Source organism: Sinomonas terrae (genome assembly GCF_022539255.1).
GTDB lineage: Bacteria > Actinomycetota > Actinomycetes > Actinomycetales > Micrococcaceae > Sinomonas > Sinomonas terrae.
Genome location: NZ_JAKZBV010000001.1, coordinates 1,468,695 through 1,492,814 on the forward strand (window position 1 = coordinate 1,468,695; position 24,120 = coordinate 1,492,814).

Genomic DNA, 24,120 nt, shown 5'->3' on the forward strand with positions numbered 1-24,120 from the left:
ACCCGAGCCCAGTGAGGAGGGACAGGCGTGCCCAAGGAAACCGGCCGCAAGGCAGTAGCAACCAACCGTAAAGCTCGGCACGACTACCACATCCTCGACACGTGGGAGGCCGGCCTGGTGCTCATGGGCACTGAAGTCAAGTCCCTCCGCGACGGGCATATCTCCCTCACCGACGGCTTCTGCACGTTCTCCAATGGCGAGCTCTGGCTCGAGGCGGTCAACATCCCTGAGTACACCCAAGGGAGCTGGACCAACCACTCGGCGCGCCGGCGTCGCAAGCTGCTGCTGCACCGCGAGGAGCTTGTGAAGATCGAGCACAAGGTCAACGAGCAGGGTCTCACCGTGGTCCCGTTGCAGGTGTACTTCAACGAAGGCCGAGCGAAGGTCGAGATCGCACTCGCACGAGGCAAGAGGGAATACGACAAGCGTCAGGCCCTTCGCGAAAAGCAGGACAACCGCGAGGCGCTGAGGGCCATGCGGGCCCGCAACCGTCGCTGAGCCGGATGGTGAGAGAGATCGGCGAAGCCGAAATGCCGACGCCTGACAGGAAGGGAACGTGGCAGAGCCGAGCCGTAGGGCGATGATCGCGATCGTCGTGAGCGTCGTGCTCGTCCTCAGTGGCATCGCGGCCGTCGTCGTTCCAGGCTTGCTGACATCGACGGCGACCCCGCCAACTGCCGCGCCGTCCTCGCAGTCCCCGAGCCCCGCCCCCAGCACCAGCACCCGCTCGCCGAGTCCCACGCCGTCGTCCACGGCGGCGCGGCCCGGCCCATCGCCGTCGGCCGCTCCGCCCCCTCCGCCACCGCCGCCGCAGAGCCGTGCGCAGCAGTTGCTCGCATCAATGACGCTCGAACAGCGTGCCGGGCAGGTCGTGATGACGAGCGTTCCGGTCTCTGGGCTCGATGCAGCCTCGCTTGCGGCGCTGGGCAGCGATCACATCGGCAACGTCTTCCTCAAAGGCCGGACGATGGCGGGGGCTGCTCCCGTGGCGGACGTCGTCCGGGCGGCGCGAGCCCAGGCCACTCCGGCGGCGACACTCGGCGTCGCTCCGTTTGTCGCGACCGATCAGGAGGGCGGTCAGGTCCAGATCCTTCGCGGCCCGGGCTTCTCCGACATGCCGTCTGCTCTCGCGCAAGGAACTATGGCGCCGGGGGCATTGCGCACCGCGGCCGCCGAGTGGGGGCGAGAACTGGCCGCCGTCGGGGTGGACGTGAATTTCGCGCCCGTCATGGACACGGTGCCCTCGGCCGCCTTCGCTCCTCAGAACGTGCCGATCGGCAGGTATCAGCGAGAGTTCGGCTTCACCCCAGACGATGTCGCGGCACACGGGGTCGCGTTCGCGGAGGGCATGGCTGACTCGGGCGTGGAGGCCACGGTGAAGCACTTCCCCGGACTCGGGAGGGTCACGGCGAATACTGACACCAGTACCAACGTCACCGATTCTGTGACCACTCGGAACGATCCGTATGTGGTGCCTTTCGCCGACGCCGTCCATGCCGGAGCCCCATGGGTGATGCTGTCCAACGCGTTCTACCCTGCAATAGACCCCAACAACTATGCCGTCTTCTCGCCAACCGTGATTCAAGGGATGCTGCGTGGAGACCTCGGATTCAAAGGGATAGTCATCTCGGACGACATCTGCGATGCCACGCAGGTCTCCGGCTTCCTGCTCGATCACCGTGGAGCGGACTTTCTGGCCGCTGGAGGCACGATGGTGCTCTGCTCAGACCAGACGCGCGCGCCGCTCGTATGGCAGGGAATCGTGGACCGCGCACGTTCCGATCCGGGATTCGCGAAGATCGTCGACGCCGCCGCCCTGGCGGTGCTCGAGGCGAAGGATCGCGCTGGGCTCCTGCCCCACTGATGCTCCTACGGAGGGGCGGGAATACCCGGCCGACGGAAGGCGCTATACTGAATGTTCCGGTCGCTGGGAGGTGTCCGGTCGGTTTGACAACCGAATAGGGGATGATCGGTTTCGACGGTGTTAGTCGAGACAGGTGAAGCGGGCCGAGGATGCAGAGTCATCTCGTCAAACGCTCTCTGCAAAACAATAAGTGCCAACTCTAAGCGCACTGACTTCGCTCTCGCTGCCTAAGTAGCGAACGAGTCCGTCAGCCCGGGAACGCTATCGTCCCGGATCCTGGCGTCGATTAGATAGCCACTGCTGGTAGCCCTCGTCATTGGGGCTGCTGGGACTTTTAGATGACTGGGCCTGGGTCAGCCACTTGTGTGCATGATGGCTGGGGCCGAGAAATCCCGAAGCACACTGCGCCCGGAGAAGCCCTGACAAAGCTGCATCGGACGGGGGTTCAATTCCCCCCATCTCCACATTCCACCCCCGGTCTTCGGGCCGGGGGTGTTTTGTTTTTCGGGCCACTCGGCGGCCGGCCGACTCCCTGATTGGGCGACTTCTTGGTCGGCTCCGCGAGGAAGTCTCCTTCTCGCACAGAAGTCACCCTCGAGCGCCCTTCTCGGCGACAAGGGAACTGCGAGCAAGCGAGTCGCGGCGTTGTGTCTGCCGACGGCGGCCCGGGGCGTTCCGCCGGCTGCTCAGCTAGGCGAGGTGGTCGCCGTTGAAGTCTCGGAATCCGTACGTACGAAAGCGGGGGGCGCGGCCGTTGTGATGGGACGCATTGTGCTTCTCGGCGCACGCACGCGCCTGATCCTTGTCAGGGAACACCACACCGTGCCGGTGGGCATCACAGATGCTCAGGTACGCTCGGCCCTCACTGCTGTAGACCGGGGTGACGAACGCCCCGCCTGAAGACTTCATCGATCTCCTCCTTCCTTCTCGGCTTACCCGATCCGCCCGCGCGCGAATCACCCGTCCACACCGCGCGACCCGGAAAGCTCCCTCGAACGGCAATCGGAACGGCGAGTGGCGAGACCAGCCTCTCGACCTCGACCTCCTACGGGGGCAGGATGAGCCTGTGACGACGCGCCGGTCTGGCCCCGATGAATCCGCGACCATGACCCAGAATCAGCGACGGGTTCTGTTCGTGGCGGTGTGCTCGAGCTGCCTCGTCATCCTCGACGGGAGTGCCGTCAACCTCGCGCTCCCGGCAATGGGCCGAGAGCTCGGCGGCGGACTCGCCTTCCAGCAGTGGGTCGTCGACGGCTACCTGCTCACTCTGGGCGCGCTGATCCTAGCCGCAGGCACCATCGCGGACCGCTACGGGCGCGCGCGCCTCCTTGAAATCGGGATCGTCGCCTTCGCCGTGACATCGATTGTCTGCGGCCTTTCGTGGAACGCATGGATGCTGGTTGCCGCCCGGGTCCTCCAAGGCACCGCAGCGGCGGTCGTGACCCCCAGCGCGCTCGCGCTCATCATGGCCTCTGCCGGCGGGGGAGTGCGGGCTCGAATGATCGGGCAGTGGACGGCGTGGACGGCAGCGGCCTCAGTTGCCGCACCGTTCATCGGCGGAGCAGCTGTGGATCTCGCGACGTGGCGGCTTGTCTTCCTCATCAACATCGTTCCTTCAGCCCTCATGTGGCATCCGCTTGCGGTCCTCCGGCGAGAAGCGCCGCCACCGGACCGGGCGGGCAGACTCGACGCGCTCGGGGCGGGGCTCGCCGTCGTCGGCCTCGGCGGCCTCGTCCTCGGCCTCATCGAGCAGGGGGCAGCGGGCTGGGCGAACCCCTTTGTGATCGTGTGCTTGGCCGTCGGCGTCGCCGGGTGCGTCGCGTTCATCGCCCGCCAGCACAAGGCAGCGGCGCCCATGCTCCCGCTGGGCCTCTTCCGTGAGCGGAACTTCGCGGCGGGGAATCTCGCGACCCTGTGGGCCTACGGCGGCCTAGGGATGAGCTTCTTCGTACTGGGACTGTATCTGCAGCAGCGGATGGGACTGCGCGCTTTCGAGGCGGGGCTCGGATTACTCCCCGCGACCCTCTGTCTCCTCTTCCTCTCTCCGACCGCGGCCCGGCTCGGCGCACGGATCGGTCCACGCCTCCCGATGGCCCTGGGCCCGGCGCTCGCCGCTTGCTCGTGCGGGTGGATGGCCTTCGAGGTACCCCCGCTCAACTACTGGCGAGACATCTTGGCGCCTGTCGTCCTGTTCGGCCTCGGACTCGCGCTCATGGTTGCGCCGCTCACCGCCGCAGTCCTCGGCGCGGTGCCGACGGAAGATTCCGGTATCGGATCCGCCGTGAACAACGCCGTCGCCCGCATTGCTTCGCTGGTGTGCATCGCCGCCGCTGGCGCGATCATGGGCGGGAAGGTCGACGACGCGGGGTTCCAGCGGGGCTTGGCGGCCTCAGGCCTGTTGCTCGCTGCGAGCGCCCTCAGTTCGGCCCTGTGGATTCGGAACCCGGCGCGAGCGGAAACTAGCGTCGGGGAGGGAGGGCTGTCCGGCGACGCGGCGAGCCAGGCAGGAGACTGAGAGGCAGATGGCGTTCAGACCTGTTCGCGCTCAGACCTGTTCGAGAGTGCAGCCCTCGTGCGGCGCCTCGCTGTGGACCCAGAGGGATGAGGCGATCGTGTCCGGCACGTCGAATTCATGCGCGCTGCTCCCCGCACCGATCCGGACCACGAGCGGACCTCCGAACGGCTTCCGGCGCACGACCTGAATCGCGGTATCGAGCACGATGTGCTCGCGCGCGAGGTAGCGGAGCATCTCGGGGTCGTCGTCACTGATCCGGGTGATCAAGCCCTCGTGCCCTGGGTCGAGCTCGCCGAGGGGGAGAGCCAGAGGGTGCTCGACCCGACCGTTGGGACTGGGGATCGGGTCGCCGTGCGGGTCCCGCTCGGGGTGACCAAGCTTCTCGGCGAGCCGTTCGACGAAGGTGTCCGAGACAGCATGCTCGAGCTGTTCGGCCTCGTCGTGCACCTCGTCCCAGCTGTAGCCGAGCTCTTGGACGAGGAACGTTTCGAGGAGCCGGTGGCGCCGCACCATCGTGAGCGCTAGCCGTTCACCTTCGGAGGTGAGGCGGACGGCGCCATATGGCCGATGGTCTACGAGCCCTTGGTCCTTGAGCTTGCGCACCATCTCGGAGACGGACGAGTTGGCCACGCCGAGACGGGCTGCGAGCTGGGAGGATGTGATCGGCTTTTCTTGCCATTCCGTGAACGAATAGATCACCTTCACGTAGTCCTCGATTGAGGAGGATGGCTGGCTCTTCACCTTTCCAAGCCTACCGTCGGGCCATTGGCATGAACGTGAGCCACAGGAGTGCGAGATTGAGCGCGATGACGAGACCGGCGCTGGCCCACGATGCCGCCTTGAGCAGCGGCGAGGATGCGAACGCGCCAACGAGCCGACGTTCGGACGTGAGCCGGATGAGCGGAACGAGTGCGAAGGGGATGCCGAAGCTCAGAATGACCTGGCTCACAACGAGCGAGAGGGTCGGATCGACGCCGAGCGCAAGGAGCAGCACGGACGGGACGAGCGTGATGGCCCGTCGCAGCACGACCGGGATGCGCCGCTGGAGGAGGCCATCCATGATGGTTGCGCCGGCATAGGAGCCAACGGCGCTCGAGGCGAGGCCGCTGGCCAGGAGCCCGATGGCGAACACGGTCCCCACGAGCGGTCCGAGTGCCCCTGTGATGGCCGCGTGCGCTCCCTCGATGGTGTCGGTTCCTCCCCGGCCGCCGAGCGTCGAGGCTGCGAGGAGGAGCATCCCGACGTTGACGACGCCGGCGACCCCCAGCGCGATCAGAACGTCCAGTCGTGTCCCGTGGAGGAGGCGGGCGACGGCGCTTGCCGGCACATGCGTGTGGGGATTGGCCCGATGCCGGTCACGGGAGAGCGCCGAATGCACGTAGATCGCGTGCGGCATCACCGTGGCGCCGAGCATCGAGGCGGCAAGCAGCAGCGTGTCGGGCCCCTCGAAGCGGGGAACGAGGCCGGAGACTACGCCTGCGGGTGAGGGAGGGCTCATGGCGAGTCCCGCGAGGAATCCGATCGTGATGACGGCAAGGAGGCCCATGATCGCCAGTTCGAAGCGTTGCTGCGTCCGGTGGTCCTGGATCGCGAGGATGCCGAGGGAGACGGCTCCGACGATGAGGGCACCGATCGGCAGGGGCACGCGGAAGAGGAGTTGGAGGGCGATCGCGCCTCCCACGACTTCTGCGAGATCGGTTGCGAGTGCGACGACCTCCGCCTGGAGCCAGAAGAGGCGCCGGACGCGCGGGCGCAGGCGTTGGCTCAGGATCTCGGGGAGTGTCCGCCCGGTGACGATTCCCAGCTTCGCGGACTGGTACTGGACGAGCATGGCCATCGCGTTCGCGATCACGAGCACCCAGACGAGGAGGTAGCCGTATCGCGCGCCGGCCGTGAGGTTGGCGGCTACGTTGCCCGGATCGACGTAGGCGATGGATGCGACGAATGCAGGACCGAGGAGGCCCACGGCCATGCCCGCCGCGCCGCGCCGTGCGGCCCGCGGAGTGTCCCGCGCCGTCCTGCTCATCCTTCCGCCCCCATCGATCGCCGCCGTCTCGACGGGCCAAATCTTTGATAGGCCTCATCCACGAGTTTAGGTATCCCTAAATCTAGGCCTAGGAGGGGCTGAAGGACAATAGCCCGGTCAGGCAGGAACGGCGCTCCAGACCTGTGTGATGTACGGGAGCAGGATCAGTTCGTCGTCCCGGTGGCCCAAATGATCGTGGAGGTACCAGTCGAGATTCGCCTCGACCCGGGATCGATGTTTCTCTGTGGCCCGCAAGTAGTAGCTCCGCGACTTCGTGAGCTCTACGATCCCGAGCGTGGTGATGGGCTCCTCCCAGCGGAACGCCTCCGACTCCCAACCCGTCAGCTCTGGTCCTGACGGGGGATGGTAGTCCGGTTTGTGGACATCTCCGGCGTGCATGATGCGCGAGAGCCGGTGCACCCACGGAACCGAAGTGTCGAGCTGATTCCAGACGAGAGCCACGCGGCCCCCCGGCCTCAGGAGCCTCGCCACTTCGCGCGTTGCCGCCGGAGCATCGAACCAGTGCCATGCCTGCGCGGCAACCACAAGGTCAGCCGAGGCATCCGGCAGGCCGGTGGCCTCGGCTGTGCCGACGACGGCCTGGACTCCCGGATGCAGGCGGCGCAGTTCGCCGAGCATGTCCGGGCTCGGATCCACGGCGGTCACCGCGAGTCCGCGGGCTGAGAGCAGGCCCGAGAGCTTGCCGGTGCCTGCGCCGAGGTCGACGGCGGTGCGAGCGCCGGGTGGCACGAGCCAGTCAACGGCGTCGTCTGGGTAGCCTGGCCGGACCTTCTCGTAGTGTTCCCCGCCGGCCATGAACGCTTCTGCGAGCTCGCGCCGTCGTCGATCGTCGAACTTGGGTCCGCCCCGAGCCATGCCTTCTTCCTCCCGGAGATCCGAATGCTCCGCAGAGGAATCTACCCGCGGGAAACGCCTAGCCGCACGTCGGCGTAGGGGACGTTCTCAGTCCTCGACCGAGCACGGGGCGGCGCCTGCAGTCCCGGGGGTGTTGGGCGCCCATGCGGGGAATGGACGCGAATCGGGCACTGGGACCCAGCGGCCGACGTCGACCGCGTAGTCGAGACCCAAGCCGCGCTCCACAAGCCCACGCACACCGGTGACAAGCCTTTCGACATCCTCGAGCCGGGAGCCAAGACCGAAGCTTGCACGGAGGGAACCTGAAGCAAGACCGAGGCGGCGCAGGGCTGGATGCGCGCAGAAGCGCCCGTCGCGGATGCCCACGCCATGCTCGGCGGAGAGATAGGCGGCCGTCAGTCCGGCGTCGTGGCCTTCGACTGAGAAGTTGACGATGCCGACTGCCCCGCGCGACGCCGCGCTGACGCCGAGGTCTGAGTCCTCGAAGAGACGGTGCACCGTGACCCCCTCGATCTCGCTGAGCCCCGCCACGAGGGCGTCACGGAGCTGCTGCTCGTGTCGGTACCAGGACTTCACATCGAGGCCCTCGATGATCTGTGCAGCCTTCGCGAGGGCCGCGGCTCCGACCACGTTGGGGGACCCGGCCTCGTGCCTTGCAGGGCCCTCCGCCCAGGCCACTGAATCCAGACGGACCTCGCGAACGGCGCCGCCCCCCGCAAGGTAGGGGCGTCCGTTGTCGAGCCAATCGCGGCGGCCCACGAGGACGCCCGCGCCGAAGGGCGCGTAGAGCTTGTGACCGGAGAATGCGAGATAGTCGATGTCCGCAGCAGCGATGTCGATGCGGCGGTGGGGCGCGAGCTGCGCTGCGTCGACCAGGATGCGGGCGCCGTGTTCATGGGCGAGCGCCGCAAGCTCGGCGATCGGCAGGATCTCGCCGGTGATGTTGGAGGCTCCCGTCACAGCGACCAGACTGATCTCACTAGCCTTGAGCCACGCTTTCACGCGCTCGAGCGTCTCCGCGAGCGTGCGGGCGGCGACGACACTCCGGTGGGGCCGCCCCTGCCACGGTAGGAGGTTCGCGTGGTGCTCGATGTCGAGGTAGAGGACATCGCCCGCGGCGGGAAGGCAGCCGGCGAGGAGATTGAGCGAGTCAGTGGTGTTGCGGGTGAAGATGACCTCGTCGTCCGGCCGGCCGCCCACGAACTCACGGACGATCCTTCGTGCGTTCTCATAGACCGAGGTGCTGACCTGGGACGCGTAGCCAGCGCCGCGGTGAACGCTCGCGTAGAACGGGAGCACCTCGTTGAGGTGCGCCGCGACCTCGGCGAGGGCCGGGGCCGATGCCGCGTAGTCGAGGTTCACATACCGCGTACTCCCGCCTCCTACAAGGGGAGTGAGGAGTTCCGCGCCGACGACCTCGGCGAGCGGGTTGCGGAGGTCCACATCCCCATGGGCTGCCGCGGGCGCAGGGGATCCTGCGGGAATGATGGCGTTTGCGGGAAGGACCGGGTTTGCGGGGGACGGAGAAGCGACGGTGGGTGTGCTCATGGTGCACCTCAGGGTCGGGGCCCCGCCTCGCGGGGGCCGCGCTTGCCAAGTCCGCTCCGGACTGGCCTGGTCGTCACCCGGGGCACCCCGCCGCGTCGGAGGGTTGCCGGCCAGCAAGCCGGGGCTTCGCGCTGGCACTCGTGACCTGACCACGAGACTAGAGGACGACGGCGCGCTGCTCCAGCCCGTCGTCGCGTGTTACAGCGAGTTAAGACTCCGCTGCTCGGCGAGCCCGCGATGGCTCAGCACTGAGGAGTCGGGCCCTCAGGAGCTGAGGAGGTCATCGTGCTCCGGGTTGAGGCGGCGCAGCGCGTCCGAATGCAGGATCCCATTTGTCGCGAGGGCACTGCTGCCCCAAGGCCCCTCGACGCCCTCGAGCGACGTGAAGTGTCCGCCCGCCTCCGTGACGATCGGCACAAGGGCGGCCATGTCGTAGAGCGCGAGTTCGGGTTCGGTAGCAATGTCCACCGCCCCTTCAGCAACGAGGCAGTACGACCAGAAGTCGCCGTAGGCGCGCGTCCGCCACACATCCTCCGTGAGGGTGAGGAAATTGCCCAGGCTTCCACGTTCGCGCCAGCCGGACAGGCTTGAGTAGGAGAGCGAAGCGTCTTCGATGCGGGCCACGTCCGAAACCTTGAGCCGGGTCGCCGCGGCGAGGGAACGGCCCGTGTACGCGCCGGCGCCCTTCGCCGCCCACCACCTGCGGCCGAGCGCAGGGGCGCTGACGACGCCGACCACAATCTCATCGCCGTCAGCAAGAGCGATCAGCGTGGCCCAGACGGGCACCCCTCGCACGAAGTTCTTCGTCCCGTCGATGGGGTCGATGATCCAGCGGCGGGCTCCATGGCCGGTTGTGCCGAACTCCTCGCCGATCACTGCGTCGCGCGGGCGTGACCGTGCGAGCTGCCCACGGATCGCTTCCTCCGCCGCTCGGTCTGCATCCGTGACGGGCGTGAGGTCCGGCTTGGTCTCGACTTTCAGGTCGAGGGCTTTGAACCGGTCCATCGTCTGGGCATCGACTGAATCGGCGAGTACGTGGGCCAGACGGAGATCGTCGGTGTAGCCTTCGGCGGCAAGGGTCATGGGATCCACGCTATCGCCTCACGCACCCGCCAAGTGGGAGGCACCGGGCTCAGAGTGTGCCGAGCTCCTTGGCGTCAGCGGCCTCGTCCCGAGGACTCGCTCCCAGCAGGCGCCGGAACGACGCGAGGCGTGCCGGTCCCTGTGCACCTGCGTTTCCTCCCGCAACCCATCCATCCAAGCCGCACTCGACAGCATTGGCATCGTGGCGGCAGCCGCGTGCGCAGTCTTCGGTTCCGGGTTCGAGGTCGGGGAAGGCATGCAGGATCCGATCGGGATCGACATGCGCCAGCCCGAAGGAGCGGATGCCCGGCGTGTCGATGATCCAGCTCCCCGGCGGCGCTCCTTCGAGCCGGAGCGCCAATGCCGACGACGACGTGTGCCGCCCTCTGCCCGTCACAGCGTTGACACCGCCCGTGGCGCGGCTCGCCCCTGTGAGCGCGTTGACCATGGTCGACTTGCCGACGCCCGAGTGCCCGAGCAGCACCGTAACCTTGCCGTCGAGCTCTTCCCGCAGTCGCGCGACAGCGTCATCGTCAAGCCGCACACCACGCACCTTCGGCTCACCGGCGTCCTGAACTTCGCCGTCGTCGCCTGCAGCGTCGTCCTCGGCAGGTTCAGGCTCTTCCGGCTCTTCGGCCGTGCGGCTAACGACGACGGAGAGCGGCAGGAGATCGTAGGTCGCCAGCAGCGGGGCCGGGTCCCGGAGGTCCGCTTTCGTGACGAGGAGGAGGGGTTCGATTCCGGCGTCGTACGCGGCGACGAGGGCTCGGTCGATGAATCCGGTGCGCGGCTCCGGATTGGCCGCTGCTACGACGATGACGAGTTGGTCCGCGTTGGCGACGACGACACGCTCGACTGGATCGTCGTCGTCCGCGCTTCGCCGGAGGACGGTGCGGCGATCCTGGACGCGCACGAGACGCGCGAGAGTGTCCGGACGCCCGCTCACGTCGCCGACGAGTCCCACGAAGTCGCCGGGGACGACGGCGGTGCGGCGCAGTTCGCGAGCCCGGGCCGCGATCACGATCCGTTCGTCGGGCATGTCCTCGTCGACCACCGCTGTGTAGCGGCCCCGGTCGACGGTGATGATGCGGCCGGTCACTGCATCGTCGTGGCTCGGCCGGTCCTTCGTCCGAGGGCGGCTACCGCGCTTGTTGGGACGGATGCGGACATCGCTCTCGTCCCACTCCCGGGCAGGCATCGGGTTAGGGCGCCTTGACCGTCTCGCCAGGGGCCGGAGCGTCACCCGAAGGCTCCTGCTCCCCGGTGCCCTGACCGAGCATGCGCGCCCACATCTGCGGGAACTCTGGCATCGTCTTGGACGTCGTCCCGATGTCCTCGACCTCGACGCCTTCGACAGCGAGACCCCACACGGCGCCCGCAGTCGCCATGCGGTGGTCGGCGTAGCTCCGCACCACGCCCCCATGGAGCCGGGCTGGGCGGATGACGAGGCCGTCGGCCGTCTCTTCGGCGTCGCCCCCGAGTCGGACGATTTCGGCAACGAGAGCAGCAAGCCGATCCGTCTCATGCCCGCGGAGGTGCGCGATGCCGGTGAGCCTGGACGGTGTCTCGGCGAGGGCACACAACGCGGCGACGGTCGGCGCGAGTTCGCTCGTCTCGGCGAGTTCCGCGCCCGTGATGTGTTCCCCGCCGCGCACCGTGAGCGTGCCGTCGTCGAGCTGCACCTGAGCGCCTAGCTTGGGGAGGATCTCGCGCCAGGAATCCCCAACCTGCGTCGTGTGCTCGGGCCAATTCGGGATTCGGACAGTGCCCCGGGTCGCGAGCGCGGCAGCCAGGAAGGGGCCGGCGTTCGAAAGGTCCTGCTCGATTCGGACGTCGAACGCCCGGATCGGACCTGGCTTCACGATCCAGTGATTCGGGACGGAATCGTCGACCTCGACGCCGAGCTCCCGGAGGACGCTCACCGTCATGGCAATGTGGTCGAGGCTCGGCACCGGTTTGCCGACATGCTCGAGGTGGAGGCCCTCTTCGAAGCGAGCGCCTGCGAGCAGGAGCGCGGAGACGAACTGGCTGGAGCCACTCGCGTCGACCACGATGTGGCCCCCCGGCACCGAGCCCGTGCCGTGGACCGTGAAGGGGAGCGAGGTGGGTCGCCGTCCGTCAGGCGAGGAGAGCTCGACGCCGAGTGCCTCCAGAGCGCCGATGACGGGTCCCATGGGTCGGACTCGCGCGTGCGGGTCGCCGTCGAACGCGATCTCCCCGCGGCACAGCGCGGCGAGGGGCGGTACGAAGCGCATGACGGTGCCCGCGAGTCCGCAGTCTACGGCTACCGTGCCGAGGCCACCGGCCCCCGCGAAGCCTCGGGAGGCGGGCGGGATCGGGGTGATCTCAAGGTCAGGGCCGAAGTCGCCGTCGCCCGCCACCTCCGTCACGCCCGCCCCGAGCGTGCGCAGCGCGGCGACCATGAGGGCCGAGTCGCGCGAGTGCAGGGGCGCGCGGAGCCTGCTCGGACCGTCCGCGAGGGCCGCGAGGATGAGGTACCGATTCGTGAGCGACTTCGAGCCCGGAACGGTCACTGTTGCGTCCACCGGCCGGCGCGCGTAAGGCGCCGGCCAGGGGGCGGGAGCGTTCACGCGAAGCTGCCGGCGGAAAGCTGGTGAGCCGCTGACTTGGCTGCCTTGGAGGCGTCCTCCTTGGCCGCGAGGGCAGCCTTGACCGCGTCCTCGCGTGCGCTCTTCGCCGCCTTGAGCGCGTCATCCTTCATGTGCTGCGCCTTCTTCGCGGCCTCCTTGGCCGCCTTTGCCGCGTCGGCGCGTACCGACTTGGTCGTGCGCGCGGCGTCGGAGCTCACCGAGCGCGCAGCCTTCGCCGCGTCGGCGCGCATGCCCTTCGTGGTCTTGGCCGCGTCGGCCGCGAGATGCTGGGCACGCCATGCGAGGCTGGGATTCCCTGCCGTGTCCACCGAGGCGAGGAGGACGCCGCCGACGAGTGAGACGTTGCGGAGGAGTCGGCCGCGGCGGGCCGAACGGAGCGCCTGTGAGCCGATGTCCGCCGTCCGCCATTCGACAAAGGTGTTGAGGGCGCTCGTGAGGGCGAGCACCGACGCCGAGAGCCGCGGCGCCTTGCCGAAGGCGAAGAGCAGGCCCGCCCCCAACTGGGTCGCGCCCACGGCACGGGCAAGGGTCTTCTCTTCGACGCGCACCGGGAGCGCGTCGGCTGCGCGACGCAGGACGGGCGAGAGCTGCTCGGCCGTCTCGTCCGCGTTCTTGAGCTTGTCCACGCCCGCGACGATGAACGAGGAAGCGAGCAGGGGTCGAGCGAGGAAACGAACTACCGACATGGGGCCTCCTACGTGGATTTCCTTGGCTAGATAGGCTTTCCAGCTGCTCCAGTCTTGCACTTTCAGGGAATATTTTCCCTTTACCCAGAGTTGCCCCCTTAGTCGAGCACGCCAACTGGAGAAGGAGAACCCGTGCTGGTCTTGGACCAACCGCGTCCCGCCCCGCCAGTAGACTGGACCGCAATGAGCACCGTCGATTCCATCGAGCCCGACGAGCCCGCTGCTGGTTCTGCCGCTGGCAAGGGTCCTGCCGAGGAAACCCCCGAAGAGCGGCGTGAACGCTTCGAGCGCGACGCCATGCAGTACGTGGACCGGCTGTACTCCGCTGCCATGCGGATGGCACGGAACCAAGCCGATGCCGAGGACCTGGTGCAGGAGGCGTATGCCAAGGCGTTTGCCGCCTTCCACCAGTACAAGCCCGGCACCAACCTCAAGGCGTGGCTCTACAGGATCCTGACGAACACGTACATCAACCTGTATCGGAAGCGCCAGCGCGAGCCGCAGCAGGCGCAGACGGACACGGTCGAGGACTGGCAGCTGGCGCGCGCGGAATCCCATTCGTCGACGGGGCTGCGGTCGGCCGAAGCGGAGGCGCTTGACCATCTTCCGGACTCGGACGTCAAGGACGCGCTCCAGTCGATCCCTGAGGAGTTCCGTCTCGCCGTGTACTTCGCGGATGTCGAAGGCTTCGCGTACAAGGAGATCTCGGACATCATGGGCACGCCGATCGGCACGGTCATGTCGCGCCTCCATCGCGGGCGGAAGCTCCTCCGCGACAGGCTTGCGGACTACGCCGCGGATCGCGGCTTTGCTGGCGCCCGGTCGGCAGGGGGAGTGGACTCGGACTCGAGGAAGCAGGAGAAGGAACAATGAGCAACTGTCAGGGACTCGGAGACTGCGACGAATCGCGTCTCGAACGGCTCTACGAATACCTTGACGGCGCCCTTCCGGCTGCCGACGTCGCCGAGATCCGCGCGCACCTTGAGGGCTGCACGGAGTGCCGCGAGGAGCACAATCTCGAGTGCATGATTCGTAGCGCGATGAAGCGCAGCTGCGCCGAGCAGGCGCCGGCAGCGCTCAAGGCGAGCATTCTCGAGAAGATCCATTCGATCCGAGCCGAGGCCGCCGAGGTCTAGGGACTAAGCGAAGAAGCGAAGAAAGGGCCCGGAGCGTGAGCTCCGGGCCCTTTCCGCACCACCACGGGTGCCCGTCGAGGCATTCTGTCCCGACGGGGCAGCCTGCGGGTTGCTCAGGCGTTGGGACGCTTCCCGTGGTTCGCGCCGCCCTTCTTGCGGTCACGGCGCTTGCGTGCACGCTTGCTCATAGGTGGCCTCCTTCCGACTCAGTGACATGTGGCCCAGAAGGCCCTCAATATCCTCCCATACGAGCGGCGAAGCCACCTAAACGGGGCGGTGATTTGCCGTTCTCACCCCCGGAGGGAATTCCTCACGGCGATGCGCGCCTGATCCAGGACGGTCCGGAGCGTTTCGACAGTCACGGTGGTCACGGGCTCGCGCGCGGCGTGGCTCCGGAGCTCGACGCGCACATCGTCGCGGAACGCCTGGACGAGCATTTCTGCCTCCTTGAGCAGCCCTTGGCTCTCGGAGCTGAACCGCTCGCCTGAGGGCTGAGACGTGGGCGTCTTGCTCGGTTCACTCCGGCGAGCGGACGACGACGGCGCGCTGGTCGCCGTGCCTCCGTCCGTCGTCGTGCGGGACCCGCCCCGGGCCCCCCGCGTCGATTCCTTTGCACGGAGCCGAGCCGACTCGGCGCTCGCTGCGAGATCGGCCCGCAGCCCGCGCATGCTCGCACGCAGCTCATCGCGCAGCGTGTCCGCAAGGCGCCGGACCGAAGCGCTGATGTCTTGCTCGACGTCGGCGAGCTCGTCGCGGCGCGTGTCGAGTTCGGCCCTGCCGGCGTCCGTGATGCGGTAGACGCTCCGGCGCCCTTCCGCCTCAGCGGCAACGAGGCCTTCCTCCTGCAGCTTCGCGAGGCGGGGGTAGACCGTTCCGGGGCTTGGGGCGTAGGTGCCCCCGAAGCGATCGCTGAGTGCCTTGATGAGCTCGTAGCCGTGCTTGGGCCCGTCTTCGAGTAGGGCTAGGAGGTAGAGCCGGAGCGCGCCGTGCGCGAAGACCGGTGGGGTCACTCTGCAGCCCGCCCGTCGTCGTGTTCGCTCCCTGTGCGGGGCGCTGAGACGCGGTCCTCAGCGTGCACCACGGAGACGTCCCCGGAGACCGTGTTCGTCCTCAGGAGCATGAGCTGAAGGTCGTTGCCGAGGATCGTCTCGAGCTTGCCCTTGAACGACGTGAAGCGGGACTCGCCGACCACGACGCGTCCCGACACGGTGGTCGCCGCAAGGTCGACGCCGACGTCGCGCGGGAGACGGATCGTGACGTCACCGCTCACTGTGCTCACACCGAGCGAACGGCAGTAGCCCTCGGTGTCGAAGACGAGGTCCCCTGAGACGGACTTGGCACGGACGTCCTTGAGGCGGCCCGAGGCCGTGATCTCGCCCGAGACGGTGTTTGCCGTCAAGATGCCGTCATGGTTCCGGGCGATGACGTCACCGCTCACCGTGTTGAGGTGGAGCTCGCCCTCAGTCCGATCACCGAGGACCGAGCCCGACACCGTGTTGAGCTTCGTGACAGGGCCGGTGCCCGAGACGAGGCCGTCGCCTCCGACAGTTCCGATCTCGACGGCGGTCCCCACCGGGACCGCGACCGAGATGACCGCCCAGTTCTCGCTCGTCCCGGACACGGTTCCCATGAGGTTCTTGAACCAGCCCTCGAAGCCGTGCAGCTGGTGCCGTACATCGAGCCGACCGTCACGGAGGCTAATGGCGACGGGATCCCCACGGACCTCGCTGACCTCGATCACCGCCTGGTCCGATTCGTGGACGATCACGTCGAGGCGTCCGCCAACGATTCCAGCGCGCAGCGAGCGCACACCTTCGAGCGTCACGGTCTGCGGCTCTGCGATGCTCCAGTCTTCCTCCGACATGTCCCCTCCTCGCCGGGCTCTTCATAGACCCGGGAAACGCGTTATAACTCGACCTCATGATCACGATATATCGCGTTTTGGATGAAGGCAAGCCCTTGGGCCAGGAGCTCACTGTGGCTACTGAGGCTGGGGGAGGCGCAGCCAGGGGAACCAGCCCCGGTGGAGCACAAGCCAGGCGATGAGGCCATAGCCTGCCTGACCCGGGGCGCCCGCGTTCGCGGCGAGGTCGCCGCGCCACTGCTCGTGATTGAGGAGGGGAGAGAATGTGTCGACGTAGAAGTGCTTGCGCCGCGTCGTCACATCGGCGAAAGCCGTGTTCAGCTCACCGAGCCGCCGGTTCTGGGCCGGATCGAGCGTCGGGGGAGGGCCGACCACAAACACCTCGGCGCTGTTCTGTGCAGCGCTGTCGAGGATATTGGCCACGTTCAGCCGGCTGCGGGCAGGCGAGATGCCGAACTCGATGTCGCGGCCGGAGAGTCCGATGACAAGGCGGTTCTCAAAGCCATCGCCGAAGCGGCGCTGTGCTTCGTCGAGCCAACGGGTCGAGAGCGTCTCCGTGCCCTCCTGCGGTGCCGCGAGCACGTAGCTCTCGAGGGTGAGTTCCTCCCGCGGGGTGCGCGCGAGAACCCGGCCCAACCAGCCGAGCGCGCGCGGATCCCCGTTGCCCGCGAGCAGTTCGTCGCCGATCGCCGCGAGGCGAACCTTCCTCTCGTGCGCCATGCGCCCCTCCCAGTGACCAGCCTCGGCCGTGCGCGAGCACGACTCCTTCGGCTCCCGAGTCTAGCGAACCGAGGGGGCAGTGCCGGGGAGGCCGTGCCTACGGGTGGTGCCCCGCGGGTGGGTGACTAGTGCCCGCGGGCAGCGCCGTGGACGACGACGGCGGCCGCGCCTTCGCTGGGAAGGCGCGGCCGCCGTCATTCTGGGCTTCCAACCTCGCTGGGCTTCCAACCTCGCTGGGCTCCCAACCTCGCTGGGTTTTCCAACCTCGAAAGGGCGCCCTTCGAGCCGAGTGCCGGGTGCTAGAGGCTACGCGTTAGCTGGAACCCCTGAGCGGAAGCAGAGCTCGAGGAGGGTCGACTCCTCTGCCGCGTGCCGCTTCATCGAGCCAGCGGACGTGGCTGCCGAGGCAGGGCGGGACACGACGCGCAGCGGCCGGTCGAGCGTGGGAGCCAGATTGAGCGCGAGGTAGGTCCACGCACCCTGGTTGTTCGGCTCGTCCTGCGCCCAGATGACCTCGGCATTCGGGTACTTCGCGAGCTCGGCAGCGATCTCCGCCTGCGGCAGCGGGTAGAGCTGCTCGATCCGCACGATCGCCGACGTCGTGTCCTTCGCCTTCGTCCGTGCTGCGAGCAGATCGTAGTACAGGCGGCCCGACACGAGCAGGACGCGCTCGACCCGCTGGGGATCGAGGTTCTCGTGCTCGGGGATCACCGGCCGGAAGCTGCCCGACGTGAACTCCTCGACCGGCGACGAGGCCGCCTTGAGGCGAAGGAGCTGCTTCGGTGTGAACACGATGAGCGGCTTCCGCGGCCGGCTGTACGCCTGACGGCGCAGCAGGTGGAAGTGGGATGCCGGGGTGCTCGGATGCGCGACGATCATGTTCTCTTCGGCGCACAGCTGGAGGAAGCGCTCGATGCGGGCGGACGAGTGGTCCGGTCCCTGGCCCTCGTAGCCGTGGGGAAGCAGCATGACAAGCGAGGAGCGTTGGCCCCACTTCTGCTCTGCCGAGGAGATGAACTCGTCGATCACGGTCTGAGCGCCGTTGACGAAGTCGCCGAACTGGGCCTCCCACAGGACGAGCGCGTCCGGGCGCTCGACCGAGTAGCCGTACTCGAAGCCGAGGGCGGCATACTCCGACAGCGACGAGTCGTAGATCGAGAGCTTGCCCTTGCCCTGGGCGAGGCTCGCAAGCGGCGTCCACTCAGCGCCCGTGGTCCGATCGTGGAAGACCGCATGGCGCTGTACGAACGTGCCGCGACGCGAATCCTGCCCGGAGAGGCGGACGGGAACACCTTCGGAAACGAGCGACCCGAAGGCTGCGAGTTCGCCCAAGCCCCAGTCGATCCCGCCCTCGCGTGACATCTGCTCGCGCCGCTCCAAGAGCTGCTTGAGCTTGGGATGGACCGTGAAGCCCTCGGGAATCTCGAGGTGCGCGTGACCGATGCGGGCGAGCAGCTCGGTGCTGATCGCCGTCGATTCCGGACGCTGCTCCCCGGAGTCCTCCTGCTGCTGCGAGATCGGGCGCTCGAGGTCGGAGACGGCTTTGAGATCGCTCGTGACGATCGGGATCGGGGATGTCTGCGCGGCATGCGTCTCCGCGAACACCCGCTCGAGGCGCTCCTGATAGTCGCGGAGCAGCTGCTCGGCTTCTTCCTGGGTGATGTCGCCACGACCGATGAGGCTCTCCGTGTAGAGCTTGCGCACGGAACGCTTCGCCTCGATCAGGTTGTACATGAGCGGCTGGGTCATCGAGGGATCGTCGCCCTCGTTGTGGCCACGGCGGCGGTAGCAGACGAGGTCGAGGACGACGTCCTTGTGGAAGCGCTCGCGGAAGCGGTAGGCAAGCTGCGCCACGCGCACAACGGCCTCGGGATCATCGCCGTTGACATGGAAGATCGGCGCCTGGACCATCTTCGCGACGTCCGTCGAGTAGACCGAGGAGCGCGAGGCGGAGGGCGACGTCGTGAAGCCGACCTGGTTGTTCACGATGATGTGGATCGTGCCGCCCGTGCGGTAACCCCGCAGCTGCGAGAGGTTGAGCGTCTCGGCAACCACGCCCTGCCCGGCGAACGCCGCGTCCCCATGGACGAGGATCGGGAGGACGGGGAACGCCTCGCCGGCATCGAGCCGGTCCTGCTTGGCCCGGACGATGCCTTCGAGAACCGAGTCGACCGCCTCGAGGTGCGACGGGTTGGCGGCGAGGTAGACCTTGGTCTTCTTGCCGTTCTCCGCCGTGAACGTCCCCTCGGTTCCGAGGTGGTACTTCACGTCGCCGGAGCCCTGGACGCTGCGCGGGTCCTGCGTGCCCTCGAACTCGCGGAACACCTGGGCGTAGGTCTTGCCGGCGATGTTCGTCAGTACGTTCAGGCGGCCGCGGTGGGCCATGCCGATTCCAACCTCGTCGAGGCCGTCTTCGGCGGCCTCCGAGAGGATCGCGTCGAGCATCGGGATGAGCGATTCGCCGCCCTCGAGCGAGAATCGCTTCTGGCCGACGAATTTCGTCTGGAGGAACGTCTCGAATGCCTCTGCGGAGTTGAGCCGCGAGATGATCCGGAGCTGCTCCTCGCGGCTCGGCTTCTTGTAGGGGTGCTCGATCTCGTCTTGGAACCACTTGCGCTCGGCAGGCTCCTGGAGGTGCATGTACTCCGTGCCGGTGGTGCGGCAGTAGGCGTCGCGGAGCACGCCGAGGATGTCTCGGAACTTCATCTTCGGCTTGCCGCCGAATCCGCCCGTCGGCCACTCGCGGTCGAGGTCCCAGAGCGTGAGCCCATAGGTCAGGACGTCGAGGTCAGGGTGCCGGCGCTGGACGTATTCGAGCGGGTTCGTGTCCGCCATGAGGTGGCCGCGGACGCGGTACGCGTGGATAAGCTGCTGGATCCGGGCCACCTTGTTGATGGTGTCCTCGGGGTTGATCTGCAGGTCGGGGCTCCAACGAACCGGCTCGTAAGGGATGCGCAGCGATTCGAAGATCTCGTCGTAGAAGCCCTGCTCTCCGAGCAGGAGCTGGTGGACGATGCGGAGGAACTCGCCAGATCCGGCGCCCTGGATGACCCTGTGGTCGTAGGTCGAGGTCAGGGTGATGATCTTGCCGACGGCTTGAAGCGCGAGGGTCTTCTCCGAGGCTCCCTGGAACTCGGCCGGGTACTCGAGCGCGCCGACGCCGACGATGGCAGCCTGTCCCTTTGAAAGGCGCGGGACCGAGTGGACGGTGCCGATGCCGCCGGGGTTCGTGAGCGAGACCGTTGTGCCCGCGTAGTCGTCCGCCGTCAGCTTGCCGAGACGGGCGCGCTTGATGAGGTCCTCGTACGTGTGCCAGAACTCCGAGAAGTTCATCGTCTCGGCTTTCTTGACGTTCGGCACGACGAGAAGGCGCGTGCCGTCGTCCTTCGGCAGGTCGATGGCGATGCCGAAGTTGACGTGCGAGTGCTGGACCGCGACGGGCTTGCCGTCCACCACGTCGTAGCTCACGTTCATCGACGGCATGAGCTTCAGGGCACGGATCACGGCGAAGCCGATGAGGTGCGTGAAGGACACCTTGCCGCCGCGGACGCGCGTGAGGTGGTTGTTGATGACGATGCGGTTGTCCATGAGGAGCTTCGCAGGGACGGCGCGCACGGTCGTGGCCGTGGGAACCTCGAGGCTCGTGATCATGTTCGACGCGATCGCCTTGGCAGGGCCACGGAGGGTCGTGATGACGTCTTCCTCGACGGTCTCGTCCTTGGCCTTCTTCGGCAGCTGCGCGGGGATGGGCCCGCTTGCCGAGGGCTTGGCACCATCGCGGACGACGGCGGCAGCGCCCTTCTTCGGGGCCGCGGCCGCGGGAGCCTGCTGGGCTGAGGGAGTCGGCTGGGCCGAGGGAGCCGGCTGGGCCGGAGCCGCGGTGGGCGCGGCCTGCGGGGCTGCGGCGGACTGCGGGGGAGCAGGAGGCTGTGCCGGAGCCGTCTGCGCGGGGGCGGCAGGAGACGGCTTGGCCGGTGCGGGCGTGGTCGGCAGCTGCTTGGTGAGCGTGTCGACGGTCTGCGCCTTCGCGGATCCGTTCACGACCGGAGACCCGTTTGCCGAGGCATCGTTTGCGAACGATTCGAACAGGGGCCACCACTTGGAGTCGACCGAGTTCTTGTTTTGCTGGTACTGCTCGTAGAGCTCGTCGACAAGCCACTCATTGCCGCCGAATTCTTCAGGCAGGCGGTGGGTTGGCAGTTCTGGCACTGGAGATACGCCTCTTCCATCGATCTGTTGGGCCAGGAGGCAGGTCTTCACAGGCCAACCACCGGACCATGGCCCGGCAGGCGGTTCGATGTCGGGACAGGAGCCGCCTGCCACCGTGAATCGGGGAGGACAGGGGCCTTCCGGTTCACACTCCCGTCTAGTCTAGTGAGCCAGCGGGCGAAACGGGCAATCCGTGGGCAGTGTCACATCCTCCCCGGTACGCTCCTCAACGTCGCGCTCAACACTGATCGCGCTCCACTGAGGCGGGGACGCGGCTGATAAGCTGGAATGGCCATGGACGACGACCCTCCCCCAAGTATCTCGAAGAGTAGTTTTTCACAGAGCAGTTCACAGAGTAGTTCCCAAAGTAGTTCCGAGAGCAGTTCCCAGGGCAGTTCTTCCCAGAGTTCTGCACCGAGTTCCAGACAGAGATCTACACAGCGGGGAATTCGAACAATTTCTACGGATTGTCGAAATTTCGAATTTCACTTCTCGGCATTCTCCCAGGTGGTCGGTGCCTGAATGGAGTGGCTTCTCCTCGCCGCGGGTATCGTCCTCGTCCTCGGCACCGGGTTCTTCGTCTGCGTCGAGTTCTCACTCGTTGCGCTTGACCACTCGACGGTCCAACGCAGCATCGACCGAGGAGAGCCGGGGGCCAAGGCTCTCATGCAGTGCATCACGAGCCTTTCGACCCAGCTCTCGAGCTGCCAGCTCGGCATCACGCTCACGACCCTCCTCACCGGTTTCGTCATGGAGCCCTCGGTGGGCAAACTGCTCGAAGCGCCGCTCGCGGGTCTCGGGGTCCCCGCTGCGAATGCGGTCTCGCTCGTCATTGCGATGATCATCGCGACGCTCGGCTCGATGCTCCTCGGAGAGCTCGTTCCGAAGAACCTCGCTATCGCTCGCGCACTGGGCGTCGGACGCGCCGTCGCCCGGCCGCAGCTCATCTTCACCGCGGTGTTCAAGCCCGCCATCATCGTGCTCAATGGCTTTGCCAACAAGGTGCTCCACGCAATGGGCATCGAGGCCCAGGAGGAGATCTCGGGGGCCCGCTCGCCAGCAGAGCTCGCCTCCCTCGTGCGGCGTTCTGCTGAGCTCGGCACCCTCGACGAAGGGACGGCCCGCTTCGTTTCGCGCACCTTGAGCTTCTCCGAGCGCACCGCTGCCGACGTCATGACTCCTCGAATGCGCGTCACAACCGTCGACGCCACGGATTCGGTGGAGGACGTCATCGACGCCGCCCGCGCCACCGGACACTCTCGTTTCCCGGTCATCGGCGACTCGCCGGACGACGTGCGCGGGCTCGTACATGTTAAGAAGGCCGTCGCCGTGCCAGCCGAGCGCCGGGCGTCGCTCGAGGCGGGCGCGATCATGACCGACGTCCTCCGCGTGCCAGAGACGATCCACCTCGACGCTCTCATCTCCCAGCTTCGCGCTGGCAACCTGCAGCTCGCCGTCGTCCTGGACGAGTACGGGGGCACTGCCGGCGTCGTCACTCTCGAGGATTTGGTCGAAGAGATCGTGGGCGAGGTCTCCGACGAGCACGACCGCCTTGCGCCGGGCGTGCTCCAAAGTGCTGCCGGCGATTGGTTCTTCCCAGGGCTCATGCGTCCGGACGAAGTGTCCGAGCAGGTTCCGGGGCTGGTCGTCGACGACGACCCGGCCTACGAGACCGTGGGCGGCTTCGTCATGCGCTCGCTCGGCCGCGTGCCCGTCCAGGGCGACCGCCTCGACGTCGACGGCGGGGCACTCGAGGTGACTCGCATGGACGGACGCCGCGTCGACAGGCTCCGGTTCGTTCCGGCGCCGAAGGTTTCTGCGGGGGCCGAAGGGGCTGAGGCGTGATGGGCGACTGGGGAGGGATCGTCTGGCTTGTCGTGCTCCTGCTGGGCAACGCGTTCTTCGTGTCGGCAGAGTTCGCGATCATGTCGACGCGCCGCAGCCAGATCGAACCGATCGCCGAGGCTGGTTCCAAGCGCGCGGCGACGACGCTCCGGGCAATGGAACACGTCTCGCTCATGCTCGCGTGCGCCCAGCTCGGCATCACCGTGTGCTCGCTGCTCCTCCTTCAAGTCGCAGAGCCTGCGATCCACGACTTGGTGGGGGTGCCTCTTTCAGCGCTCAGCATTCCGACGGAAGCCGCGGAGACCGCGGCCTTCATTGTCGCGCTCGCGCTCGTGACGATCCTTCACGTGACTTTCGGCGAGATGGTGCCAAAGAACATCTCGGTCTCCATCGCAGACCGCGCGGCCATCGTGCTCGCGCCGATCCTCGTCGGAATCTCGCGGCTCGTCAGGCCCGTCATCGTCGCGCTCAACTGGTCCGCGAACGGGGTGCTGCGACTCATGGGCGTGCAGCCCAAGGACGAGGTGGCGTCGTCGTTCACCCTTGAGGAGGTCCAGTCGATCGTCGAGGTCTCGACCAAGTCCGGCCTCGTGGACGACGAGTCCGGTCTGCTCTCGGGCGCACTCGAGTTCTCGGACCAGACGGTCGCCTCGATCATGGTGCCGCTCGAGCAGATCGTGACGCTTCCGACGTCGGTCAGCCCCTCGGGCTTCGAGAAGGCGGTCGCGAAGACGGGCTTCTCGCGCTTCCCCATGGTCGACGACGAGGGGGAGCTGGCGGGCTACCTTCACGTCAAGGACGTCCTCGCCATCCCAGACGCCGCGCGCGAGCGCCCGATCGGTGAGGCCCGCGTTCGCTCCTTGGCCAATCTGGGCTTGGACACGAACATCGAGGATGCGCTCACCGCGATGCAGAAGACGGGACTCCACGTGGCCCGCGTAATCGGCCCGGAGGGAGGCACGCGAGGCGTGCTCTTCCTCGAGGACGTCATCGAGCAGTTGGTGGGCGAGATTCGGGACGCGACCCAGGCTGGACGGTCCCGTCGGTTCGAGGGGGAGCGGCGGCACTGAAGCCGGAGTGCTAAATGGGAATTGTTCCCAAGAGCCGCTACAGTGGTTCTTGTTGCGATGAGTTCG

The 24,120-nt window shown here is 67.3% G+C and carries 20 protein-coding genes, 1 other RNA gene, 1 pseudogene and 1 riboswitch; of the genes and pseudogenes, 8 read left to right on the forward strand and 14 right to left on the reverse strand.

All coding sequences use genetic code 11. The features are described from left to right. The first annotated feature begins 27 nt into the window (after positions 1–27). The 3 genes from smpB (at position 28) to ssrA (ending at position 2,331) form a co-directional block, all read left to right on the forward strand. Positions 28–498: an SsrA-binding protein SmpB gene (smpB, locus tag L0M17_RS06810; RefSeq protein WP_241053117.1), complete on the forward strand. Its 471-nt coding sequence runs from the start codon at positions 28–30 to the stop codon at positions 496–498. A 58-nt stretch (positions 499–556) separates the two neighbouring features. Then, positions 557–1,864, forward strand: coding sequence for a glycoside hydrolase family 3 N-terminal domain-containing protein (locus tag L0M17_RS06815; protein WP_241053118.1), 1,308 nt, complete (start codon positions 557–559; stop codon positions 1,862–1,864). Between the two features lie 97 nt (positions 1,865–1,961). Further along, positions 1,962–2,331: a transfer-messenger RNA gene (gene ssrA / locus L0M17_RS06820) on the forward strand. A gap of 223 nt (positions 2,332–2,554) precedes the next feature. Here ssrA and L0M17_RS06825 read toward each other — a convergent pair. Beyond that, positions 2,555–2,773 carry a hypothetical protein gene (locus L0M17_RS06825; RefSeq protein WP_241053119.1) on the reverse strand — a complete coding sequence of 73 codons (219 nt, stop codon included), beginning with the start codon at positions 2,771–2,773 and terminating at the stop codon, positions 2,555–2,557. A gap of 196 nt (positions 2,774–2,969) precedes the next feature. On the opposite strand from L0M17_RS06825, the gene L0M17_RS06830 reads away from it, so the two are divergent. After that, positions 2,970–4,379: an MFS transporter gene (locus tag L0M17_RS06830; protein WP_241053120.1), complete on the forward strand. Its 1,410-nt coding sequence runs from the start codon at positions 2,970–2,972 to the stop codon at positions 4,377–4,379. Positions 4,380–4,409: 30 nt separating this feature from the next. On the opposite strand, the gene L0M17_RS06835 is transcribed toward L0M17_RS06830, so the two are convergent. The 8 genes and pseudogenes from L0M17_RS06835 to L0M17_RS06870 all read right to left on the reverse strand — a co-directional run. Next, complete coding sequence (locus L0M17_RS06835) at positions 4,410–5,120, reverse strand: metal-dependent transcriptional regulator (RefSeq protein ID WP_241053122.1); 711 nt, start codon at positions 5,118–5,120, stop codon at positions 4,410–4,412. A gap of 10 nt (positions 5,121–5,130) precedes the next feature. After that, entirely contained in the window at positions 5,131–6,405 is a 1,275-nt protein-coding gene (locus tag L0M17_RS06840) for an Nramp family divalent metal transporter (RefSeq protein WP_241053125.1), read from the reverse strand. Positions 6,406–6,522: 117 nt separating this feature from the next. After that, the gene (locus tag L0M17_RS06845) at positions 6,523–7,281 is read right to left on the reverse strand and encodes a class I SAM-dependent methyltransferase (protein ID WP_241053127.1); all 759 of its coding nucleotides are present in this window, start codon (positions 7,279–7,281) and stop codon (positions 6,523–6,525) included. 87 nt (positions 7,282–7,368) lie between these two features. Continuing rightward, positions 7,369–8,829 (reverse strand): aminotransferase class V-fold PLP-dependent enzyme, encoded by a 1,461-nt coding sequence (locus tag L0M17_RS06850; RefSeq protein ID WP_241053129.1) that lies wholly within the window; start codon positions 8,827–8,829, stop codon positions 7,369–7,371. 33 nt (positions 8,830–8,862) lie between these two features. Continuing rightward, positions 8,863–8,975, reverse strand: a riboswitch (SAM riboswitch). A 118-nt stretch (positions 8,976–9,093) separates the two neighbouring features. Then, the gene (gene hisN / locus L0M17_RS06855; RefSeq protein ID WP_241053131.1) at positions 9,094–9,912 is read right to left on the reverse strand and encodes a histidinol-phosphatase; all 819 of its coding nucleotides are present in this window, start codon (positions 9,910–9,912) and stop codon (positions 9,094–9,096) included. A 49-nt stretch (positions 9,913–9,961) separates the two neighbouring features. After that, positions 9,962–11,110, reverse strand: a complete 1,149-nt coding sequence (gene rsgA, locus L0M17_RS06860) for a ribosome small subunit-dependent GTPase A (RefSeq protein WP_241053132.1) — start codon at positions 11,108–11,110, stop codon at positions 9,962–9,964. Positions 11,111–11,114: 4 nt separating this feature from the next. After that, complete coding sequence (gene aroA / locus L0M17_RS06865; RefSeq protein ID WP_241053133.1) at positions 11,115–12,503, reverse strand: 3-phosphoshikimate 1-carboxyvinyltransferase; 1,389 nt, start codon at positions 12,501–12,503, stop codon at positions 11,115–11,117. A gap of 230 nt (positions 12,504–12,733) precedes the next feature. Then, a pseudogene (locus L0M17_RS06870) lies at positions 12,734–13,210 on the reverse strand (DoxX family protein); the annotation flags it as partial. A gap of 183 nt (positions 13,211–13,393) precedes the next feature. Here L0M17_RS06870 and L0M17_RS06875 point away from each other — a divergent pair. Together L0M17_RS06875 and rsrA are read left to right on the forward strand one after the other, a co-directional pair. After that, positions 13,394–14,083 carry a sigma-70 family RNA polymerase sigma factor gene (locus tag L0M17_RS06875; protein ID WP_241053134.1) on the forward strand — a complete coding sequence of 230 codons (690 nt, stop codon included), beginning with the start codon at positions 13,394–13,396 and terminating at the stop codon, positions 14,081–14,083. After that, positions 14,080–14,346 carry a mycothiol system anti-sigma-R factor gene (rsrA, locus tag L0M17_RS06880; RefSeq protein ID WP_241053135.1) on the forward strand — a complete coding sequence of 89 codons (267 nt, stop codon included), beginning with the start codon at positions 14,080–14,082 and terminating at the stop codon, positions 14,344–14,346. Before L0M17_RS06875 ends, rsrA begins: the two co-directional genes overlap by 4 nt. A 113-nt stretch (positions 14,347–14,459) precedes the next feature. Here rsrA and L0M17_RS22890 read toward each other — a convergent pair whose 3' ends face one another. From L0M17_RS22890 to L0M17_RS06900, 5 genes are all read right to left on the reverse strand, one after another. Then, positions 14,460–14,534 (reverse strand): 50S ribosomal protein bL37, encoded by a 75-nt coding sequence (locus L0M17_RS22890; RefSeq protein ID WP_096498094.1) that lies wholly within the window; start codon positions 14,532–14,534, stop codon positions 14,460–14,462. 102 nt (positions 14,535–14,636) lie between these two features. Then, the gene (locus L0M17_RS06885; protein WP_241053136.1) at positions 14,637–15,356 is read right to left on the reverse strand and encodes a PadR family transcriptional regulator; all 720 of its coding nucleotides are present in this window, start codon (positions 15,354–15,356) and stop codon (positions 14,637–14,639) included. Then, positions 15,353–16,210, reverse strand: a complete 858-nt coding sequence (locus tag L0M17_RS06890) for a DUF4097 family beta strand repeat-containing protein (RefSeq protein ID WP_241053139.1) — start codon at positions 16,208–16,210, stop codon at positions 15,353–15,355. Before L0M17_RS06890 ends, L0M17_RS06885 begins: the two co-directional genes overlap by 4 nt. A 117-nt stretch (positions 16,211–16,327) precedes the next feature. After that, the gene (locus tag L0M17_RS06895; protein ID WP_241053140.1) at positions 16,328–16,930 is read right to left on the reverse strand and encodes a GDSL-type esterase/lipase family protein; all 603 of its coding nucleotides are present in this window, start codon (positions 16,928–16,930) and stop codon (positions 16,328–16,330) included. A gap of 306 nt (positions 16,931–17,236) precedes the next feature. Then, positions 17,237–21,139 carry a multifunctional oxoglutarate decarboxylase/oxoglutarate dehydrogenase thiamine pyrophosphate-binding subunit/dihydrolipoyllysine-residue succinyltransferase subunit gene (locus L0M17_RS06900; protein WP_241053141.1) on the reverse strand — a complete coding sequence of 1,301 codons (3,903 nt, stop codon included), beginning with the start codon at positions 21,137–21,139 and terminating at the stop codon, positions 17,237–17,239. Between the two features lie 522 nt (positions 21,140–21,661). Here L0M17_RS06900 and L0M17_RS06905 point away from each other — a divergent pair. Together L0M17_RS06905 and L0M17_RS06910 are read left to right on the forward strand one after the other, a co-directional pair. After that, positions 21,662–22,984 carry a hemolysin family protein gene (locus L0M17_RS06905; protein WP_241053142.1) on the forward strand — a complete coding sequence of 441 codons (1,323 nt, stop codon included), beginning with the start codon at positions 21,662–21,664 and terminating at the stop codon, positions 22,982–22,984. Beyond that, a complete protein-coding gene (locus L0M17_RS06910; RefSeq protein ID WP_241053143.1) occupies positions 22,984–24,054 on the forward strand; it encodes a hemolysin family protein in 1,071 nt (356 codons plus the stop codon). Before L0M17_RS06905 ends, L0M17_RS06910 begins: the two co-directional genes overlap by 1 nt. Positions 24,055–24,120: the final 66 nt, after the last annotated feature.

Bases quoted from the DNA above. Each gene is read 5' to 3' on its own strand.
- L0M17_RS06825 (WP_241053119.1), bottom strand. From the start codon at position 2,773: ATGAAGTCTTCAGGCGGGGCGTTCGTCACCCCGGTCTACAGCAGTGAG.
- L0M17_RS06830 (WP_241053120.1), top strand. From the start codon at position 2,970: ATGACCCAGAATCAGCGACGGGTTCTGTTCGTGGCGGTGTGCTCGAGC.
- L0M17_RS06840 (WP_241053125.1), bottom strand. From the start codon at position 6,405: ATGAGCAGGACGGCGCGGGACACTCCGCGGGCCGCACGGCGCGGCGCG.
- L0M17_RS06845 (WP_241053127.1), bottom strand. From the start codon at position 7,281: ATGGCTCGGGGCGGACCCAAGTTCGACGATCGACGACGGCGCGAGCTC.
- L0M17_RS06850 (WP_241053129.1), bottom strand. From the start codon at position 8,829: ATGAGCACACCCACCGTCGCTTCTCCGTCCCCCGCAAACCCGGTCCTT.
- hisN (WP_241053131.1), bottom strand. From the start codon at position 9,912: ATGACCCTTGCCGCCGAAGGCTACACCGACGATCTCCGTCTGGCCCAC.
- rsgA (WP_241053132.1), bottom strand. From the start codon at position 11,110: ATGCCTGCCCGGGAGTGGGACGAGAGCGATGTCCGCATCCGTCCCAAC.
- L0M17_RS06875 (WP_241053134.1), top strand. From the start codon at position 13,394: ATGAGCACCGTCGATTCCATCGAGCCCGACGAGCCCGCTGCTGGTTCT.
- rsrA (WP_241053135.1), top strand. From the start codon at position 14,080: ATGAGCAACTGTCAGGGACTCGGAGACTGCGACGAATCGCGTCTCGAA.
- L0M17_RS06890 (WP_241053139.1), bottom strand. From the start codon at position 16,210: ATGTCGGAGGAAGACTGGAGCATCGCAGAGCCGCAGACCGTGACGCTC.
- L0M17_RS06895 (WP_241053140.1), bottom strand. From the start codon at position 16,930: ATGGCGCACGAGAGGAAGGTTCGCCTCGCGGCGATCGGCGACGAACTG.
- L0M17_RS06905 (WP_241053142.1), top strand. From the start codon at position 21,662: ATGGAGTGGCTTCTCCTCGCCGCGGGTATCGTCCTCGTCCTCGGCACC.
- L0M17_RS06910 (WP_241053143.1), top strand. From the start codon at position 22,984: ATGGGCGACTGGGGAGGGATCGTCTGGCTTGTCGTGCTCCTGCTGGGC.